This is a genomic window from Bradyrhizobium campsiandrae (assembly GCF_014529705.1).
Classification (GTDB): domain Bacteria; phylum Pseudomonadota; class Alphaproteobacteria; order Rhizobiales; family Xanthobacteraceae; genus Bradyrhizobium; species Bradyrhizobium campsiandrae.
Window position 1 is genome coordinate 1 of sequence record NZ_JAANIH010000001.1, and the last position, 18,308, is coordinate 18,308.

General features: G+C 65.0%; 20 protein-coding genes and 1 tRNA gene. 9 read left to right on the forward strand and 12 right to left on the reverse strand.

Going from position 1 to position 18,308, the window contains the following annotated elements; genetic code table 11:
- Positions 1-150: 150 nt before the first annotated feature.
- The gene (locus G8O24_RS00005) at positions 151-462 is read right to left on the reverse strand and encodes a hypothetical protein (protein ID WP_188095278.1); all 312 of its coding nucleotides are present in this window, start codon (positions 460-462) and stop codon (positions 151-153) included.
- Positions 463-566: 104 nt separating this feature from the next.
- Here G8O24_RS00005 and G8O24_RS00010 point away from each other — a divergent pair, with 104 nt between their 5' ends.
- Complete coding sequence (locus tag G8O24_RS00010; RefSeq protein ID WP_188095279.1) at positions 567-731, forward strand: hypothetical protein; 165 nt, start codon at positions 567-569, stop codon at positions 729-731.
- A 24-nt stretch (positions 732-755) separates the two neighbouring features.
- Here G8O24_RS00010 and G8O24_RS00015 read toward each other — a convergent pair whose 3' ends face one another.
- The 3 genes from G8O24_RS00015 to G8O24_RS00025 all read right to left on the reverse strand — a co-directional run bounded on the left by G8O24_RS00015 (position 756) and on the right by G8O24_RS00025 (position 3,513).
- Positions 756-2,450, reverse strand: a complete 1,695-nt coding sequence (locus tag G8O24_RS00015) for a PAS-domain containing protein (RefSeq protein WP_188095280.1) — start codon at positions 2,448-2,450, stop codon at positions 756-758.
- A gap of 115 nt (positions 2,451-2,565) precedes the next feature.
- Entirely contained in the window at positions 2,566-3,096 is a 531-nt protein-coding gene (locus tag G8O24_RS00020; protein WP_188095281.1) for a gamma carbonic anhydrase family protein, read from the reverse strand.
- Between the two features lie 87 nt (positions 3,097-3,183).
- On the reverse strand, positions 3,184-3,513 hold the full coding sequence (locus tag G8O24_RS00025) for a DUF6949 family protein (protein ID WP_188095282.1): 330 nt from the start codon (positions 3,511-3,513) through the stop codon (positions 3,184-3,186).
- A gap of 220 nt (positions 3,514-3,733) precedes the next feature.
- On the opposite strand from G8O24_RS00025, the gene G8O24_RS00030 reads away from it, so the two are divergent.
- Positions 3,734-4,453: a hypothetical protein gene (locus G8O24_RS00030; protein ID WP_188095285.1), complete on the forward strand. Its 720-nt coding sequence runs from the start codon at positions 3,734-3,736 to the stop codon at positions 4,451-4,453.
- Between the two features lie 188 nt (positions 4,454-4,641).
- Here G8O24_RS00030 and G8O24_RS00035 read toward each other — a convergent pair whose 3' ends face one another.
- The 3 genes from G8O24_RS00035 to cysE all read right to left on the reverse strand — a co-directional run bounded on the left by G8O24_RS00035 (position 4,642) and on the right by cysE (position 6,298).
- Complete coding sequence (locus tag G8O24_RS00035; RefSeq protein WP_188095287.1) at positions 4,642-4,863, reverse strand: hypothetical protein; 222 nt, start codon at positions 4,861-4,863, stop codon at positions 4,642-4,644.
- A 268-nt stretch (positions 4,864-5,131) separates the two neighbouring features.
- On the reverse strand, positions 5,132-5,350 hold the full coding sequence (locus tag G8O24_RS00040; RefSeq protein ID WP_007602550.1) for a DUF3126 family protein: 219 nt from the start codon (positions 5,348-5,350) through the stop codon (positions 5,132-5,134).
- Between the two features lie 123 nt (positions 5,351-5,473).
- Positions 5,474-6,298 carry a serine O-acetyltransferase gene (gene cysE, locus G8O24_RS00045; protein ID WP_188095289.1) on the reverse strand — a complete coding sequence of 275 codons (825 nt, stop codon included), beginning with the start codon at positions 6,296-6,298 and terminating at the stop codon, positions 5,474-5,476.
- Positions 6,299-6,620: 322 nt separating this feature from the next.
- Here cysE and G8O24_RS00050 point away from each other — a divergent pair, with 322 nt between their 5' ends.
- Entirely contained in the window at positions 6,621-7,979 is a 1,359-nt protein-coding gene (locus tag G8O24_RS00050; RefSeq protein WP_188095291.1) for a hypothetical protein, read from the forward strand.
- Positions 7,980-8,033: 54 nt separating this feature from the next.
- Here G8O24_RS00050 and G8O24_RS00055 read toward each other — a convergent pair whose 3' ends face one another.
- The gene (locus G8O24_RS00055; RefSeq protein WP_188095293.1) at positions 8,034-8,447 is read right to left on the reverse strand and encodes a hypothetical protein; all 414 of its coding nucleotides are present in this window, start codon (positions 8,445-8,447) and stop codon (positions 8,034-8,036) included.
- A 107-nt stretch (positions 8,448-8,554) separates the two neighbouring features.
- Here G8O24_RS00055 and G8O24_RS00060 point away from each other — a divergent pair, with 107 nt between their 5' ends.
- Entirely contained in the window at positions 8,555-9,490 is a 936-nt protein-coding gene (locus G8O24_RS00060) for a LysR family transcriptional regulator (RefSeq protein ID WP_188095294.1), read from the forward strand.
- A gap of 8 nt (positions 9,491-9,498) precedes the next feature.
- On the opposite strand, the gene G8O24_RS00065 is transcribed toward G8O24_RS00060, so the two are convergent.
- A complete protein-coding gene (locus G8O24_RS00065) occupies positions 9,499-10,254 on the reverse strand; it encodes an alpha/beta fold hydrolase (protein ID WP_188095296.1) in 756 nt (251 codons plus the stop codon).
- Between the two features lie 35 nt (positions 10,255-10,289).
- Positions 10,290-11,426, reverse strand: coding sequence for a hypothetical protein (locus G8O24_RS00070; RefSeq protein ID WP_188095298.1), 1,137 nt, complete (start codon positions 11,424-11,426; stop codon positions 10,290-10,292).
- Between the two features lie 319 nt (positions 11,427-11,745).
- On the opposite strand from G8O24_RS00070, the gene G8O24_RS00075 reads away from it, so the two are divergent.
- Both G8O24_RS00075 and G8O24_RS00080 read left to right on the forward strand, forming a co-directional pair.
- On the forward strand, positions 11,746-11,991 hold the full coding sequence (locus tag G8O24_RS00075; RefSeq protein ID WP_106951976.1) for a zinc-finger domain-containing protein: 246 nt from the start codon (positions 11,746-11,748) through the stop codon (positions 11,989-11,991).
- A 19-nt stretch (positions 11,992-12,010) separates the two neighbouring features.
- Positions 12,011-13,219 (forward strand): FAD-dependent monooxygenase, encoded by a 1,209-nt coding sequence (locus G8O24_RS00080; RefSeq protein ID WP_188095300.1) that lies wholly within the window; start codon positions 12,011-12,013, stop codon positions 13,217-13,219.
- Here the strand turns inward: G8O24_RS00080 and G8O24_RS00085 are convergent.
- Positions 13,216-13,626, reverse strand: coding sequence for a twin-arginine translocation pathway signal (locus G8O24_RS00085; RefSeq protein WP_188095302.1), 411 nt, complete (start codon positions 13,624-13,626; stop codon positions 13,216-13,218). The genes G8O24_RS00080 and G8O24_RS00085 overlap by 4 nt on opposite strands.
- A 172-nt stretch (positions 13,627-13,798) precedes the next feature.
- Here G8O24_RS00085 and G8O24_RS00090 point away from each other — a divergent pair.
- Positions 13,799-13,887: transfer RNA gene (locus G8O24_RS00090), tRNA-Leu, on the forward strand.
- A gap of 1,460 nt (positions 13,888-15,347) precedes the next feature.
- On the opposite strand, the gene G8O24_RS00095 is transcribed toward G8O24_RS00090, so the two are convergent.
- Positions 15,348-16,127 carry a crotonase/enoyl-CoA hydratase family protein gene (locus G8O24_RS00095; RefSeq protein ID WP_188095304.1) on the reverse strand — a complete coding sequence of 260 codons (780 nt, stop codon included), beginning with the start codon at positions 16,125-16,127 and terminating at the stop codon, positions 15,348-15,350.
- 86 nt (positions 16,128-16,213) lie between these two features.
- On the opposite strand from G8O24_RS00095, the gene G8O24_RS00100 reads away from it, so the two are divergent.
- Both G8O24_RS00100 and G8O24_RS00105 read left to right on the forward strand, forming a co-directional pair.
- Positions 16,214-16,795, forward strand: coding sequence for a TetR/AcrR family transcriptional regulator (locus tag G8O24_RS00100; RefSeq protein ID WP_188095305.1), 582 nt, complete (start codon positions 16,214-16,216; stop codon positions 16,793-16,795).
- A gap of 131 nt (positions 16,796-16,926) precedes the next feature.
- Positions 16,927-18,177 (forward strand): multidrug effflux MFS transporter, encoded by a 1,251-nt coding sequence (locus G8O24_RS00105; protein ID WP_188095733.1) that lies wholly within the window; start codon positions 16,927-16,929, stop codon positions 18,175-18,177.
- The last annotated feature ends 131 nt before the right edge of the window (positions 18,178-18,308 follow it).

Below are 18,308 nucleotides of genomic sequence, written 5' to 3' on the forward strand. Positions count from 1 at the left end.
ACCGACTGCCGCGACGGCCAGTGCGGCCAGGATCATCTTGCGTAACATCACTCACCCTCCGCGTGGAAACACTCCACACTTCAAAACAGGGCCAAGCTAATGTCACCCAACGACCGATGATAGGCGCGACGGCTCACTTCCGCGCGAGCATCAGCAACCGCGACAGATGCTCTTGATCTTTTTGTCAAGCAGCCGATTCTCGGCGCCCACCGTCGCATCGGCCCCGGCGTTCGCAGGCGAAGCGGCGCCGGTGGTCACACCGGGTGCCGTGTTCGCGCCCGAGGACTGCGCCGTGCCGAGGCTGTTGGTGCCAGGTGGCGATGCCGGCGCATTGGCGACGCCGCCAGTCGATCCGCCGCCCGACCCAGCAGAGCCTTGCGCGAAGGAAACCGCCGGTATCGCGGCAAGACTGAAGACGACAATCAGCGTCTTCATCGAAGCACTTGCGAACAATCTCGTCATGGGAATTCTCCTGGACCGTCAACGGCCGCGGCAAAGACCGGTTCCGGAACAAATTCCGTCACATCAGCTTGAGATTCGATGGCGTCAGAAGAAGGCAAAGCAAGATGATGGATATCGATCCCTTTGCGGCCGGTGAACGCGCAGCGCGCGAAAACATTCCGGCCGAGGCCAATCCGTATCAGGACGGCAGTGACGAGCACGCGCTGTGGGCCGCCGGTCACGAGAAAGTCGCTGGCGCAATCGAAGCGCGCGAATCCGAAGGAAGCTGACGCCGCGATGCGGACCCTCAATGATTATGCGGCCGCCATCATATTCTCGGTGCGGTCCTCGATCATGGTGACGAACATGTGGGAATCCTCGCCGGCACCGCCGATCTGGACCCGGCGGGCCGAAATGACGCGGCGCCCGCGCGCGGGATTGTCGATGGTGTCGACGATCGGCTCGAGTTGCTGCTTCTGGGCGAGCAGCTGCATGTCGCGCCGCTCGATCAGTTCGGCCGCCTCGGCGGAGAACAATTCTCGTGCGGTCTTGCCGATGATCTCGCCGCGCGACATGCCGATCATCTTCTCGGCAGCCTTGTTGACGAAGACGTAGCGCAGATTGCGCGCATCCTTGGCGATGATGCCTTCCGTCACGTTCTCGATGATGGTCGCGAGGAAACGCTCCATCCGCTCGAGGATGCGTTCGCGCTGACGCTGCTCGGTGACGTCCTCCTGCACCGATACCCAGCCGCCGCCGTCCATCGGTCTCTCGTAAATCTTGATGGTGCGGCCGTCGTTCAAGCTGATCTCATAGGCCGTCGGCTCACGCTTGGCGATGCGTTCCAGAACAGCCGCGACATATTTCGTGACGTCGCCGCTGAACAACCCGCTCTTGACGCGGTGCTGAAGGATTTCCTCGAGCGTCGCTCCGGCCTGGATCGTCTCGGGCAGATTGTAGATCCGCCGATAGTTGGCGTTCATGGCGACCACAGCCGCCTTGCCATCGAGCATGATCAAGCCCTGCGGCATGCTGTTGATCGCGGCCGAGAGTTGCCACTTCTTGGCCTGGTACTTGTCGTTGAACTTGTCGCGCTCGGTCATCGCCGCGTCCCGCGCCTGCGCGGTGCCAAGCTCGAGCTCCTCGAGCTCGAAGATGCGCGCCACCGCGTCGCGGAAGTGCTGCACGGCGCGCGCGAGACGTCCGATCTCGTCGTGACGGCGCAGATGGGGCACCTCGCTCTTGACATCCCCGTCCGCGATCCGGTCGGTCGCCTGCGTGATCTCGGCCAGCGCCCCGACCACCGAGCTCCGCATCACGACGACATTCAGGCCAGCGAGAAAGAGCGCGACGAGCCCGAGCATGAACAGATAGGCCGCGGCATAGCGGTTCGTGTCGGCGAGCTCATCGGCTTCCTGAGCCCGTTGACGATAGATTCTTTCGAGCGTCTCTAGGTCGACGTTGAGCTTGTTGCGCAGGGTCCTGTTGGCATCGTTGTTGCCCCATTCGCGCGCCGCGGCGGGACTGACCTCCAGTCCCCGCCGCACCAGCTCCTGGCGGAACTCGATGAACTGCGCAATGCGCTGCCGGAACGTGGAGAATAATTGCGCGTCGTCGTCAGCGACGGTCCGCTCCATGCTCTTCACGGTGTCCGCGAGCTCGCTGTTGCGTCGAAGCAGTCCGTCGGCGAATTGCTTCGTCGCGCCACGATCGGCCGACATGTAGATACCGCGCGATTCCATCACGATCGCGTAGATCAGCGCATTGATCCGCCCGACGCCGATCGCAGCTTCCGCGGAGGTCGCATGCATGTGACGATAGGTCGTCTGCAATCGCACCGACTGGATCGACATCACGAGCAGGAACGTGGTGACGATCGCGAGAGAGCCCGCGATGCTGTACACCTTCTCCGCAACGCTCAGCGTGTCGACGCCGCGTGCGAAGCGAACAAATTTCTTCGAAAGCCGGATGACGGCCTCGAAACCGGACCGTGGCGCTGCAACATCCATGGCGCCGCTCTCCTTGGCTGAAAGAGCGTCACGATAGGCCTGGTTGCACTAGCGGAGGATTAAATTACCAGCAGGTACTATTACGGTGCGGAACCCGGCTACGGCTTCGAGGATTTCAGCCGATCCGCTTCAGGCCCTTCTTGAAGCGGGGACCATTGGCGACATAGAACTTCGCCGCGCTTCCCATCCTCTGGACCTGGGCGTCGTCGAGCGTGCGGATCACGCGCGCGGGCGAGCCGATGATCAGCGAACGCTCGGGAAACTCCTTGCCCTCGGTGATGACCGAGCCGGCGCCGACGATGCTGTTGCGGCCGATCTTCGCGCCGTTCATCACGATCGATCCCATGCCGATCAGCGCGTTCTCCTCGATGGTGCAGCCGTGCAGGATGACGTTGTGGCCGACAGTGCAGTTCTTCCCGATCAGAAGCGGAAAACCGAGATCGGTGTGGCAGGTCGAACCGTCCTGCACGTTGGCGCCTTCGCCGACCTCGATCCACTCATTGTCGCCGCGCAGCACGGCGCCGAACCAGACGCTGGCGCCCGGCTTCAGGCGGACCTTGCCGATCACGGTCGCGGTTTCCGCGATGAAGTAATTGCCGTCGGAGGGAAGGTCGGGCGCCTGCCCGTCGAGCTCATAGATCGCCATGGAGGTCTCCTGTCGCGTCAGCCCAAGCCATAGCGAAACGACGGTTTGGAGGCAAAGGGCCGCCGCGCCGCGCAGCCCTGCAAGAGGTCAGCCCAGCACGCCGGTTGCGCGCAGTGTCATCAGGAAGAAGGTGCCGCTCATCATGCTCCAGAAGCCGGCGATCACGGTCGCCATCATCACGAATTCGAAGCGGCGGCTTTCCAGCCGCATGCCGCGCAGCGTGTTGCGCATGATGATGAAGGGAGCCGCAAACACCAGGAACGGCACCGCCGCGAAGGTCCGGGGCGCGACGCCGTCCTGCAACAGGCCGAAACCGGCGGGCCGCTGCGACAGGGCCTGGTAGCCATTGACGAGCGCGCCCGCGAGCGCGAACCCGATGCAGATCGAGAACAGAGTGTTGAGAGCTTCAGGTGTCATCGGAACGTCCGCCCATACGCAACGCGAGGTCCCTTCCTGTGACAAATAGTGCCGGTTAACGCTACATTATCCTTAAGCGAAGGTTAACGGCGCCGCCCGCCCCGCGCAGGGCCCCGCCCGTTCCCGCGAGCCGGGAACCCTGCGCGAAATCGCCGCCGCATGGCATATTCGCCGGTGATTCGTCGGCCGCCGGCCGACTTCGGCCATTTTGCGCGGCGTCATGACGGTGTTTTCGGCAGCCTCCCCTCGCTCTCCCAGGACCAGCGCAAGGTCGCATGCGCGGGCGCATCTCGTCGCGCTTGCCCTCACCGGCGTGTTCGCGGCGGGCGCGATCGCGCTGGTGGCCTATCTGTTGTGGCCGACCTGGAGCACCGGCGGCGCCGAGGCGCCGGACAAGCTTCCGGTCAGCGTCGGCGGCACGCTGTTCAACCTGCCGGTTCAGGCGATCCGGATGAAGATCCAGCGGCACTCCGGGCCGCAGGAGCGCATCGATCTCGATTTCCTCTATCCCTCGCTGGAAGCGCCGGCCGGGCCGCGGCACGTCACGGCCGACACCGTGGACACGGCCATGCAGCCGATCGACCGCATCTTCCTTTCGATCGCGGCGCATCACGATGCGCTCTCGCCCGAGCAGCGCGTCACGACGATCTATCCGCGCTATCTCGAGCCGACAGCGACGAGCCCGGACGAGGGACTGACCATGCGGGCATTCCGCAACGACACGCCCTATGGCAGCGAGGACCTGTACGCCGCGACGAGCCCGGCGCTGACGGCGCGCTGCACGCGCGATGCGGCCACGCCCGGCATGTGCCTGTCCGAGCGCCGCGTCGGCGCCGCCGACCTCACCTTCCGCTTTCCACGCAGCTGGCTGTCGCAATGGCGCGACGTTGCGGAGGCGATGGAGAAGCTGACCGCGCAATTACGCGGGCCGCACAGCTGAGCCCGGCCGCGACGGAAAAGTCGAAAACAACCCCATGCACAGTAGCCGGCCGCCTGTTCCGGCTCAGCAATCTCGACAAATTCGTATTTTTCGAAATATGACTTGCTCCGTCGGGCAAAACAGGAGCATGATGGCATCGTTGCGGTGGTCGGCTCGGGCGAGCGCGAACTGCGCGCGATCACGCGCCCTCACAGATTGTTGCCGATGACATCGGTGCCGCCAAGCTTGGTACCGCCGAGGCGCGAGCGCGGATGATCGAGCGGACCGAGCGCGACATGGCCGTGCAGGCCGAACTGATCAATGCAGAAGGCGTCACGGTCGCCGACGCAACGGCGCGACTGCGCATTGTCGAAGAAATAGAACTGCAGGACTGCGAAGCCAACCGCGTCATTGCGAGCGCAGCGAAGCAATCCAGAATCCCTCGGCGGAAGAAGTCCTGGATTGCTTCGCTGCGCTCGCAATGACGGTGTGGAGAGAGTGCGCCTCGCCGCTCGCGCGTGCCCCGGACGCAGCGCAGCGTCTCTTCGACGGTGCGCTGCTGAGCCGGGGCCCAGTTAGAGCGACGCGCCGTGGGGGTTCTGGGTCCCTCTGCACTGCAACGCCGTAAGCGCGTTTACGCGCGTCTTCGACGCGCTACGGGGGCGTTGCAGCGCGTCCGGGACACGAGAGCAGCCAAACCTATTCCTGATCGACCAGATCGTCCTCGAGGATCGCCATCTGGAACTGGAACGAGCGATCATCGTCCTCGTCGTCGACGAACAGCACGCCGATGAACTCCTCGCCGATATAGACCTCGGCGCTGTCGTCCTTCTTCGGCCGCGGCACGACGCGGATCTTGGGATTGCCGAACACGCGCTTCAAGTACGCGTCGAGCTTTCTGACTTCTTTGACGTCCACGGCAAGTCTCCGATCAAAATTGGTCGGCGGGTTTTAGGACGAGACGCGGCCAACCGCCAGCATGAATTGCCAAAGAATTTGGGGACGAAAAGGGCCGGCAAATCCGGCCCTCGATCGGCGAGATCAAAGCCCCATCGCGTTGATCATCTGGTCCATGGTGCGCGACGGCTCGGCGCAGCCGGCTTCGCCGACGATCTTGGCGGGCACGCCGGCGACCGTGACATTGTGCGGCACCGGCTTGACCACGACGGAACCCGCTGCAATGCGCGCGCAATGGCCGATCTCGATGTTGCCGAGGATCTTGGCGCCGGCGCCGATCAGCACGCCGTGGCGAATCTTCGGATGGCGGTCCTCGTTCTCCTTGCCGGTGCCGCCGAGCGTGACGCCGTGCAGGATCGAGACGTCGTCCTCGATCACAGCGGTCTCGCCGCAGACGAAACCGGTGGCGTGGTCGAGGAAGATGCCGCGGCCGATGCGCGCGGCGGGATTGATGTCGGTCTGGAACACCGCGGAGGCGCGACTCTGAAGATAGTATGCAAAGTCCTTGCGGCCCTTCAGGTAGAGCCAGTGCGCGAGACGATGGGTCTGGATCGCGTGGAAGCCCTTGAAGTAGAGCAAGGGATCGATGAAGCGCGCGGTCGCGGGATCGCGGTCGTACACCGCGACGAGATCGGCACGGAAGGCATTGCCGAGATCAGGATCCTCGCGCAGGGCCTCGTCGAAGGTCTGGCGCACCAGATCGCCTGACAGCGCGGAGTGATCGAGGCGGTCGGCGACGCGGTGGACGACCGAATCCTCGAGGCGGCTGTGATGCAGCACCGTCGAATAGATGAAGGTCGCAAGCTCGGGCTCGCGGTGGACGATGTCCTCGGCTTCGCCGCGAATCCGATCCCAGATCGGATCGAGCGTTGCGAGCCTGCCTCCCGGGTTGACCTGATGCACTGCCATGGAATTGCTCTTTCGAATGGGCTGGTTTTCTTGGCTCTAGGTTTCTTGTTTGTCGCGTTTTCCTGACGCGAACCGTATCGCTCTATAGCACAGTGTAGGCGACAAAGTCCTGACGCGCTTGCCTGAGAGTGAACAGGGCCTTGCCCCGCGAAAGTCCCGCAACGCGTTGAAACACAACAGGTTCTTCCGGCGCCCCGAGACCCCAGGGTCGGCTCAAAATGGTCAGAGTCTCGCCAAATTCAAGCCGGGCCGCGTCAAACTATTGGTGAATTTCGTCGCAACCGTTATTGCGGGCATGGTCCGGCACGAGGACGGAGCTGACTTGAGCATCACCACCGATCAATTGCGCCCGCAGGCTGCGGGTACGCTAGGGCTGTGGCTGGCGGCGGGTGCTCTGCCCCTCCTGATGATCGCGCCCGCATTCTGGAACGGCTATCCGCTCTTGCAATGGGATACCGGTGGCTATCTGGCGCGCTGGTACGAGGGTTATCTCGTCCCCAGCCGCTCGACCGTGTTCGGCCTCTATCTGCATTATGGCGAGAGCTTCGGCTTCTGGATCAACCTCGCGGTCCAGTCGCTGGCAACGCTGTGGCTGTTGCAGCTGACGCTGCGCGTGCTCGGGATGATGCAGACCTTCCGTTTCGTCGCCATCAGCCTGCTGTTGATCCTGTCGACGGCCCTGCCCTGGCTCGCAAGCATGCTGCTCACCGACATCTTTGCGGGGCTCTCGATCCTGTCGCTGTTTCTCCTGATCGTCGGAGACAGCCGTATCTCGGGATTGGAGAAGGCCTCGCTGTTCGTCTTCACCGCCTTTGCCGCCGCGACCCACAGCGCAACGCTCGGCGTGCTGCTCGGGCTCTGCGCCGTCGGCTGGATGATGCGGCCGTTTCTGGGACGTCGTCTCCCGATCGCCGGACTTGCCCAGGCGAGCCTGACCATCGTCGCGGGCAGCCTGATGCTGATCGCGGCCAATCAGGCGCTGTCGGGTCAATGGGCCTGGACGCCCGGCGGCTATGGCGTCGCCTTCGGCCGCATGATGCAGGACGGGATCGTGGCGCGCTATCTGAACGACCGCTGTCCGCGCGAGAACTTCAAGCTCTGCCCCTATCGCAATGAGCTGCCCGCAACCGCCGACGAATTCCTGTGGGGCAACAGCATGTTCAACACCCTCGGCCGGTTCGAGGGGATGAACGACGAGATGGGATACATCGTGGTGCACTCCCTCGCGGCCTATCCGGTCTGGCAGGCCGAAGCCGCGTTGCGGGCGATGGGGCGGCAATTGCTTGATGTCGCGACCGGCGAAGGCACCAACGGCTGGATTCCCCATACCTACGGCATCATCGAACGCTACATTCCGCTACAGGTCGCCGCGATGCGCGCCGCGCGGCAGCAGAATTGGGAGCTCAATTTCGACTATGTCAACTGGCTGCACGTGCCGGTGGCGCTGGTCTCGATGCTGGGACTGGTGACGCTGCTCGGACACGCACTCGTCCATCGCAGGCTCGACGACCTGACGCTGCTGGCGGCGACCGTGACGCTCGCCCTGCTCGGCAACGCCTTCATCTGCGGCGTCATCTCGGGCCCGCACGATCGCTACGGCGCACGCATGGTGTGGGTTGCCACCTTCGTGGTGTTGATGGCGCTGTTTCGCGCGTTTGGGGACGACAGCAAAGCGCGGTGAGATTGGGATGCAGAGTCATCGCGCCTCGTGACCATCAATGCGTTCACATGGGCTTCACATGGCCTTGGCGAGCGCGAACAGCCGAAAATCCTCCAGCGCCGCGTGGCGATGGGGGGCGACTTCGCGCCGGTAAGTCTCGGTGTCGACGATCGAGCGGAAGGTAGCGAAATCGCCATATTCATTGATTGCCGCTTCGTCCCAGCGTTCGCCTGGCGAGCCGACGAGGCTGGCCAGGACTGGCACGGAAAACATCCGCACGAGCGGCTTACCGGCCGCCAGACGCCGGAATGCCGGCCTATAGCGTTCATTGAAGGCTTCGCGGCCCGAACAGGGCACCGCTTCGAATCCGTCCTCGTAACGCGCATGCGCGCGGTAGCGCAGCAGATTGAGCATATAGAGCGGCTGGCCGGGTGGAATCGCGCGCTCGGCCGCATCAAGGGCTTGCAGGGTGATTTCGATGAGGTTCATGGGACGTCCCGCGTTCTGAGCGCCGCAAAATGCGCGCCACCGCTCCCTGTCTAGCCGTTCGCGAATGGCCCTTGTAGTGACTGCATAGCCATGATGATGTGGACTGCATGTCCACAACAACCTTACCTCCCGATCTCTCGCGTCTGCTCGCCTTCGTCCGCGTCGTCGAGGCGGGCTCGTTCGCCGAAGCCGCGCGGCGAGCGGGGACGACCACCTCGGCGATGTCCAAGGCGGTCGCCCGCTTCGAAAAGGCCCGGGGTTTGCGGCTCTTGCATCGCTCCACCCATTCGTTGGCGCTGACCGAAGAGGGCGACAGGCTGATGGCGGCGGGACGCGCGTTGGTTGAAAGTCTCGGCCGTGTGCAATCCGCGCTCGGCGAAGTCGGGCGCGACGATGGCGGACGGGTGTGCGTGACCGCCCCCGCCTCGTTCGCGCGCGCCTGCATCCTGCCGCGACTGCCCGCATTCCTGCGGGAGCGGCCGGAAATCGAGATCGAGGTCAAATTCCGCAACGAGATTCTCGATCTCGCGGCGGAAGGGGTCGACGTCGCGATCCGCTCAGGACGCCTCGACCGCGTGCCCGGCCATCAGGCACGGCGGCTTTGCAAATTCTCCTGGATCGCTTGCGCCTCGCCTGCCTATCTGAAGGCGCGCGGCGCGCCGGCGACCCCTGACGAGCTTTCCGCGCACGACCACGTCGGCTTCCGCAATCCCGCCAGCGGTCAGATCCTGACCTGGCGCTTTGCCGACCCGCACGGCAAGAGACCCATTCGCGTCACACCCAAGCCCAAGCACATTTGCGACGACGCGCACGCCTCGCTCGCGTTGATCGCGAAAGGGTTTGGGATCGGCTGGGGGCCGGCGTGGCTCGTCGGCGAAGACCTTCGCGCTGGCCGGCTGATCGAAGTGCTCGCGCCCTGGCGCTCGTCCGGGGAACCGCTATGGATGCTGCGCACCTCCGACCGCCGCCCGCCCCTGCGCACGCAACGCGTCATGACGTTCCTCACCACGCTTGCCGCCGCGTTCCGCGACAAGGCGGCGTGACCATCACCTCAGCCGCGGCGTGACAGGAAATCCAGCACGCCTGATTTGTAGACCTTGTCGCCGACCGCGCGCATGTGATCGCGGCCGGGGATATCGAGCACTTCCGAGCCCGGGATGATCGCACCGAGCGCGCTGGCCGAGCCGGCAACGTCGTCGGCCGAGCCGACCGCGATCAGCACGGGCACGTCGATGCGAGCGGCCTCTTCCTTCGTCATGAGATCGCGCGTGCCGCGCAGGCAGGCTGCGAGGGCACGGCGATCCGAGCGGGTCTGGTCTGCAAACGCTCGAAACGTGCGGCCGACGGGATCGGTGACGTCGTCGAGCGAGGGCGCCTCCAGCGCCTTGGCGACGTTCTCGCCGGGGCCGCTGCCCTCGATCAGGCCGCCGATGCCGATGCCGCCGAGGATCGCCGAGCGCAGGCGCTGCGGCTCGTTGAGGGAGAGCCAGGCCGTCATCCGCCCGCCCATCGAATAGCCCATGATGTCGGCTTGCGGGATGGCGAGATGATCCATCAGCGCGAGCACGTCGCCGGCCATGGTCGGAATCGAATATTGCGCGGGCTCGTAGAGCTTTGCGCTGTCGCCGTGGCCGCGATTGTCGAGCGCGATGACGCGGCGGCCGTTCTTGCGCAGTTCGGAGACCCAGGTCGGATAGACCCAGTTCACGTTCTTGCTGGAGGCAAAGCCATGCACCAGGATGATCGGATCGCCCTCGCCTTCGTCGAGATAAGCCATTTCAACGGCGCCGTTGTGAAAGCTCGGCATCAGCAGTTCCGCAATGTTGTGGGGAGGGATTGATCTTAGGCGGTCAGAGCCGCGTCCGCCAGCGCGGATTGGGCTGCGATCTGCGCACGGCGCAGCCGCCGCGCCCGTTTGCGATCGCACCAGGCCTGCGTCAGGCGCTCGGTGGTCGCCTTGATCGAGGACAACAGCCCGAACAGCGTCAGCGCGGCACCGAGGAGCCATAGCGCGAGATCGAACGCGCCGCCGACCAGCAGTAGCGCGCCGCGGCCGAGCAGTTTCATGATCGCGCGCGTCTTGCCGCCTTGCGCTTCCGCAAGCCGCGCCGCGCGCGCGACATCCTTCGGCCCTTCGGCGATGCGCAAGCTGTCCATCGCGCCGCGCGTGCCGGTCTTCTCGGCGACGCGGGTGACGTCCTTGCCAAGCCGCATCAGCGCACCGGCCTTCTCGACACGGAACGCAGCCTTGATCGCGCTCACGGTCTCACCCGGACGGAACACCGAGCCCTTGGCGACGGCGTTCTGCAGCATCGGCGTGTCGACCACCTCGCGCGCCGAGCGGCCGGCCCATGCGGCGAGACCTTCGCCGAGGCGTCCGACCTTGCGCGCGTCCTTCACCAGCGACAGTCCGGCGCGCACCGGCGCCGCGCCGCCGGCGGACACATAGGTCGCCGCCGTGACGGCAAGTCCGGCCGTCGCAAGACCGAGCACCAGGCGATCGGTGTCCTCGCCCATGGCAAGATGCTTGCCCTCGCGCACGACGTCCCTGATGTCGCCGATCACGAAGAGATCGCCGGCGATCGTTCCCGACAGGCTCGCGATATCGTCGGCATTGCCGGTGACGAGACCGGTGGCAAAGCGCTTGGCGAGATGCGAGCCGGAATTTTCGGCTTTGACGGCATCACCGACGCGGCTGATGAGATCGTCGGGCAGCGCGATGTTGCGGTCACGCGCGAGCGCGACGAAGCTGTCGGCGAGATCGGCATCGCCGGCTTTGAGTGCGGCCTCGATGTTGTCCTGGACCAGACGGTCGTTGTGCGCGAGGGCCGCATCGAGCTCGAGCTCGGACAGGGCCACTGGGTCGTCCTGCGCGGCGAGGACAGCACCGGCGTGCCGGGCATGCGGCGCCACCTGCGCGAGCACAAGGCTGCATGCAGCGATCCCTGACAATGCTGAGCCGATTCGCAGCCACTTCATGCTGAAAGCCTGGACATTTGCGGTCGCCTGCGCCGGATCGTTCGCGGCCGATGGTTCGTCTTTCGTCGCAATTTCGCGTGTCCGAGAGACATAGTATGCCAAAATTGCGACACAACGTCCTCGACGAAAGAAGGGCTTCTCTGAGGCGACAAGATTGTGTCGAATTTGCATGAGCAAATGAGCATGGGGCAATTGCGAACCTTTCGGTTCCGCCGGGCTAGCAATCACATGCACCCATCAGTATGGTCCGCCGCGTCATTCATATGCTGCGTCACTGCTGATTGTGTCTGCCGCCATTGCCACTCCAGGATGAACTACGATGTCCGACCATGTCGTCCCGCACTTCCATAACGATGCCGGCGTTGCCGTCATCGAGATCGGCTCGCAAGAGTTCATGTGCGTCGGCGCCAATCCTCCGTTCGACCATCCGCACGTGTTCCTGGATCTCGGCAACGACAACGAGATCATCTGCCCGTACTGCTCGACGCTGTACCGTTTCGCCGCCGACCTGAAGGCGGGCGAGGCCCGTCCGCCGGAATGCGTCTTGAAGGACAAGGTGGCCTGACCGTTTCCCTCGGCCAGGGGTGGCGCTCCCGCGAACCATCGTCATTGCCGGCGCCGGCATCGGAGGGCTGACGGCTGCGCTCAGCCTGGCGCAGCGCGGTTTCCGCATCGTCGTGCTGGAAAAGGCCGAGCGGCTGGAGGAAGTCGGCGCCGGACTGCAACTTTCTCCCAATGCCAGCCGCGTGCTGGTCGAGCTCGGCCTCACTGATCGGCTGAAGCTGCGCGCCGTCGTCCCCGAGGCGGTCTCGATCATGAGCGCGCGCGCCGGCGGCGAGCTGTTGCGCATGCCGCTCGGTGAAGCGGCCTCGCTGCGCGCCGGCGCGCCCTATTGGGTGGTGCATCGCGCCGATCTGCAGACCGCACTCTCAGGCGCGGTCGCCGACCATCCCGATATCGATCTGAAATTGGGCGCGACCTTCGAGGATGTCGCGCCCCACGCCAAGGGACTGACGGTGGTCCATCGCAGCGGGACCATTCGCCGCAGCGATCTTGCCAGCGCGCTTGTAGGCGCCGATGGCATCTGGTCGACAGTCCGCCAGCATCTGTTCCCAGAGGTGCAGCCGCGCTTCTCGGGGCTGATCGCCTGGCGCGGCACGCTCGATGCCACGCAGCTGCCGAAAGATCTGACCGCGCGGCGGGTGCAGCTCTGGATGGGGCCGAACGCCCATCTCGTCGTCTACCCGATCGCAGGCGGCCGACAGATCAACGTCGTGGCGGTGTTGCCGGGCACCTGGAACAGGCCGGGCTGGAGCACGCCGGGCGATCCCCTGGAGGTGATGGAGGCCTTCGCCGCGCCACGCTGGCCGCCGGCCGCGCGGATGATGCTGGCCACCGTCGACAGCTGGCGCAAATGGGCGCTGTTCGGGGTGCCCGACGGCTGCCCCTGGAGCAAGGGCCCGGTCGCGCTGCTCGGCGACGCCGTGCACGCGATGCTGCCGTTTGCCGCACAAGGCGCCGGCATGGCGATCGAGGACGCCGCCGTGCTGGCCCGGCAATTGAGTCTTGAGGCCGCCGCGGAGGCAGACAACGTTACCGCCGCGCTAAAGCAATATGGCCTGATGCGCCAGGCCCGTGTCAGGAAGGTGCAGCGGACCGCGCGGCAGCAGGGCCGCATCTATCATCTCGGCGGTCCCTTCGCGATCGCGCGCGACCTTGCGATCCGTGCGCTCGGGCCGGACCGCATGCTGGCGCGGCAGGACTGGATCTACCGCTGGCGTCCCACACCTTAGCGCTTCGGCGCGGGCTTGATGTCCGGCCGCTGAGGTGCGGTGGTCGCCGGCGCCGCGTTGGGCGGCGTTTCCCGGCACCTGTTGCGGCGCCAGGCCTCGTCCGCGAGCTGGGCCTGCCCGCGGACCGCGACGTAATCATTGCGATAGGCAAGCTCGGACACGACAGCGCCGCCAGCCCCGGTCTCAGCCTTGTCCATCAGCCGCTGCAACTCCGCGGTACGGGTGGCGAGCGACTTGCGCTCCGCCTCGAGCTGCTTGCAGTCGTACAATTCGTATTTGGCGGGATCGGCGAAGGCCGGAGCGATCGTCTCGCTCATGCCGGCACAGCCGGACAGCACAAAGCCGGCTGCGACCAGCGCGGCAACCGCGCAACAGGCGCGGAAGGACAGGGAAAGCGAAGCAGGCATGGGCGGAAGAATAGTCCTTCGTGAATTGAGAATGCCTAAAGCAGGGCCAGATGTCCGGATTGAGGCTTTGCCTTGTGCCGCCGCCTCGCTTAAGGAAGAACCCCCTGTCCGGCCGAAAACGCCAATTCCAGACCGCTGGACGGGACTTAAGTGTTTGATCTCGTTGGATCAAGCGGGCATGGCGGAATTGGTAGACGCAAGGGACTTAAAATCCCTCGGTGCGCAAGCGCTGTGCCGGTTCGACCCCGGCTGCCCGCACCATTTGAGCTGACGGCACCGACCGCGCCCGCAGCATGATCCAGAAGCAGGCCAGCGCGACCGCCAGCTGGACCGAGCCGCCTTCGATCGACATGCCGAGACGTGAGGCCAGATTCGGGACGACGATGCCGATGGTCAGGACGGCCGCAAGGGCGGCGGCCGGAAGATCGACGATGAGAATGGCGCCGTAGAGCGCGAGCTCGAAGAAGGCATATTCCTTCAGGCGCGGCGCGCAGAGATAGAGCCCGTACATCGCCAGCATGGTGATGCGCAGGGCTGCGCACGGATGATCGATCAGCCAGCGATCTAGTCGCACCAGAAAAGCGCCTCCCATGCGCACTTGTCCATGCGTCATGCGCCGCACGGTGAGCGCAAGCGGCGCAAGCACAAGCGCGATGGCCGCAAGCGCGTAGACTGCCAACACGAGCGGCTTGCTGCCGCCGAGCCCGGCATGGTCCAGCGCGCCCTGCGCGAGCAGCAGCAGCGAGGACGAGGTGTCCGTCACATAGATCGAATGCTGGTCGGGAATTTGCCCCTTAATCGCGAGCAGCCAGCTCGAAAACAGATCGGGATAGAGCCCGACCGAGAGCAGACAAGGCAGCGCCAAACCTGCGGCGGCGGCCGCGATCAGACTGATCTTTTGCCGGCGCGGCAGCGGCAGGAAATAGAGCGCTGCCAGCACCGGGCTGTAGACTAGCTTGAACGAGGCGACGAGGCCAAGCAGCACGGCGCCGACGATGCGCGCACCGCGCCCTCGATCATCGTGCGCGTCGGGCGCAGGGAAACGAAGCAGCAGCGCCAACCCAGCCGCGCTCAGCGTACCGCTCATCATGGTGAAGTTGCCCGAGGCCGAGACCCATTCCAAGCCAACGAAGGCGCCGAGCGCCCAGAGCAACCTGAGCGCAATATCGCGCGCGCCACCGCGCCCACGGCCAAGGCCGGGCAGCAGCAAGCCGCAAAGCACGGCGAGCACGAGAAACACGCCGCGAAAATGCCCGACGAGAAAGCCGCCCGCGCATAGCGGACGGAAGGCGTCCAGCGTCACCGGCAGATAGGGATAAGAGAGCTTCGTGCCCTTCAGATTTTTCACGAAGTAAGGATCGCGCCCATCGACATGCGCATCGACCGCCGCGCAGTTGACGCGCACGTCCCAGCCGTACTCGGCATCGCGCGCAGCGTCGCTGAGGAGATTGCCGAGCACCAGCAGCGCCGCCAGCGCGATCAGGCAGCCGAGCCAGACCTTGCGGCTGCCGGTCGCGTTGACCGGCGGCCCCGACCACCCTGCTGTGCCGGTGATATCAGACACGTCTCATCCTGCCTCTCGGCGCCTGAGCGGCGTCCGTCTCGGCCACACTGGACAGGATGCGTTGCGGATTCATCTCCCCGATCGGCCGACCTCGCTGTTATGGTGAATCTCCGGTTTCCGTCCGGACGACAGCTGAGATCGCCGTCCGGCTTGGCGCTTACCGCGAGACACGGGCGGCCAGCCAGGCATCGAGCGCCTCGCGCGTATCCTGTGTCGCCGCCATGCGCGCAAACTGCTCGCGCTCGATGGCAAGGCCCTCCGAAATCGAGACGTTGAGGCCGCGCGTTGCGGCGGTGATGATTCGGGCCACCGCCAGGGGCGAATGTCGCGCGATGCGGTGGGCCAGTGCGAAGGCTGTCTCCAGAAGCTGTTCGTGCGGTACGACACGGTTGACCAGCCCGATCTCGCAAGCCCGCTGCGGTGAAAAGGCATCTCCCGTCAGCAAATATTCCAGCGCCCGCTTGCGGCCCGCGAGCCGCGGCAGGCGCTGCGTGCCGCCGAAGGTCGGCGTGATGCCGATCGCGATCTCGGGTTTCGCGAAGCTGGCGTGCTCGCTGGCCACGGCCAGATGCACCGCCTCGGTGATCTCGCAGCCGCCGCCGAAGGCGATGCCGTTGACGGCGGCGATGATCGGTTTCGGAAATGCTTCCATCCGCGCCGTCATCGTCTGCCCGCGCCGCACGAAGGCCTTCACCGCTTCATCGGGTCCGCACCTGACGCTCTCGGAAAATTCGGCGATGTCGGCGCCAGCCGAGAAGGCGCGCTCGCCCGCACCGGTCAGGACGACGGCGCGCACGCTCGCATCGTCCTCGATGCGGTCGAGCATCGCCATCAGCTGGTCGATGAGCGCATAGTTCAGCGCGTTGAGCTTGTTCGGGCGATTCAACGTCAACAGCGCGACCGCGCCCCGCATTTCCGAGAGTATCAAGTCTGACAAAGTGCCGGCTCCTTCCAGGTCAACAGGCCCGGAAGTCAGCCACATCGATCTTGCCGTGTATACTCACTAGGCAGTATACATTGCGCATGTCCAGAAGCGGTGACACCACGCGCGAACAGATCGTCGTTGCGGCGACGCGCCTGTTCTACGGCGAGGGCATCCGGGCGGTCAGCATGGACGCTGTCGCCGAAAAGGCGGGAGTCACCAAGAAGACGCTCTATTATCACTTCACCAGCAAGGACGAGCTGATCGCCGCAACCATTGCGGCCAGGGACCAGCCGACGCTGGAGCTCTATATGCGCTGGTTCGCCGAGACCGAGGGCACGGTTGCGGACAAGGTCGGCGGTCTCTTCACCAAGCTCGGCAGATCGGTGGATACGCCGCGATGGCGTGGCTGCGGCTTCCTGCGCACCATCGCCGAGCTCGCAAACACGCCCGCACATCCGGCCGTCAGGGCCGGCGCGGCTCACAAGAAGCGCTTTGAAGCGTGGCTGGAGGCGGAGTTACGGGGCCAGGGCCTTTCCGCTGCAGCGACACTCGCGCGACAGATCATGATCCTGCTCGACGGCGCCACGGCCGTGATGCTGATCCACCGCGATCTCGACTATGTGGAAACGGCCGGACGATTGGCGCGGGATCTGGTCAGTCAAGCCCGCCGCGCGAGCTGACGACAGTCGCCGCCCTGTCGCTCTTCACCAATTGTTGTCCGCTCCCCACCCTGCCTACCACCCATCCCAAAACATGGGTTGTGCATCGCAGCATGGACATGGATAAGACCCTGAAATCAGAGGTGAGCTGCTTGTCCGACGTCAATGCCGACAGTTGGGTGTCCTCGGGACACCGTCCAATGGGTTTTCCCGAATTCGTCATCGTGATCGCGTCCATCATGGCGCTGAATCCGCTGGCGATGGACATGATGCTGCCGGCGCTGCCCAATATCGGCGCGGCCTTCGACATTCCCGTCGCCAACCACCTCCAGCTCGTCTTGTCGACCTTCCTGATCGGCTTCGGCGCCGGCCAGTTCATCATGGGCCCGTTGTCCGACCGATTCGGGCGGCGGCCGGTGCTGCTCGGCGGCATGGCGGTCTATGCCGTGGCGAGCGTGCTTGCGGTTGCGGCGCCCTCGTTCGAGACGCTGCTGCTCGCCCGCGCGCTGCAAGGGCTCGGCACCTCCGCAACGCGCGTGATCGCGACCTCGATCGTGCGCGACTGTTATGCAGGCCGCCGCATGGCGAGCGTGATGTCGCTCGCCATGATGATCTTCATCGCGGTGCCCGTGATCGCGCCCTCGTTCGGACAGGCCGTGCTGCTGGTGACACAATGGCGCGGCATCTTCGTCGTGCTGATGCTCTACGGCATCATCGCGCTGGCCTGGAGCGTGTGGCGGCTTCCGGAAACATTGCCCGAGACGGAGCGCAGGTCGCTCGCGCCCGCCGACGTGCTCGCGGCCTTCCGCCAGACCGTCACCAACCGTCAGACCATCGGCTATGCGACGGCGGCCGGTGCCGTCATGGGTGCGCTGTTCGCTTTCGTGTTTTCCGCGCAGCAGATCTTCACCGGCATCTATCATCTCGGCCGTTACTTCCCGCTCGCCTTCGCCGCGATCGCGGCCGGCACGGCCGTCGCCGGCTTCCTCAATTCGCAGCTCGTCGGTCGGCTCGGCATGCGCGTGATCTCGCATGGCGCGCTCTCGCTCTATGCCGCGGTGGCGGGCGTGATGCTGCTGACGGAGAGCCTCGGCATGCTGCCGCTGCCCTTGTTCATGGTGCTGTCGGCGCTGATGATGTTTTCGTTTGGCATGATGGTCGCCAATTTCACCGCGCTCGCGATGGAGCCGCAGGGCCACATCGCCGGCACCGCCTCCTCGCTCTACGGCTCCATCACGACGCTGATCGGCATCGCGGTCGGAACGGCGATCGGGCAGAGTTTCGACGGCACGCTGCTGCCATTCTCGCTCGGTTTCTTCCTGTCGACGCTTGCGGCGCTCGCAATCGTGCTGGTGGCGGAGAAAGGCCGGCTGTTCAAGCCGCATCATCGCCCAATCGTGTGAGGAACTTCGCGGACCTCTCGATGTTGTCCTGCAGCAATTCGAGAGGCCTTTCCATGGAACCACAGCAGCGCGACGAAGCTCACGAGTCGGATCGTCAGCAGGCTGAAAGGTCGGCATCTTCAGCCAAGCGC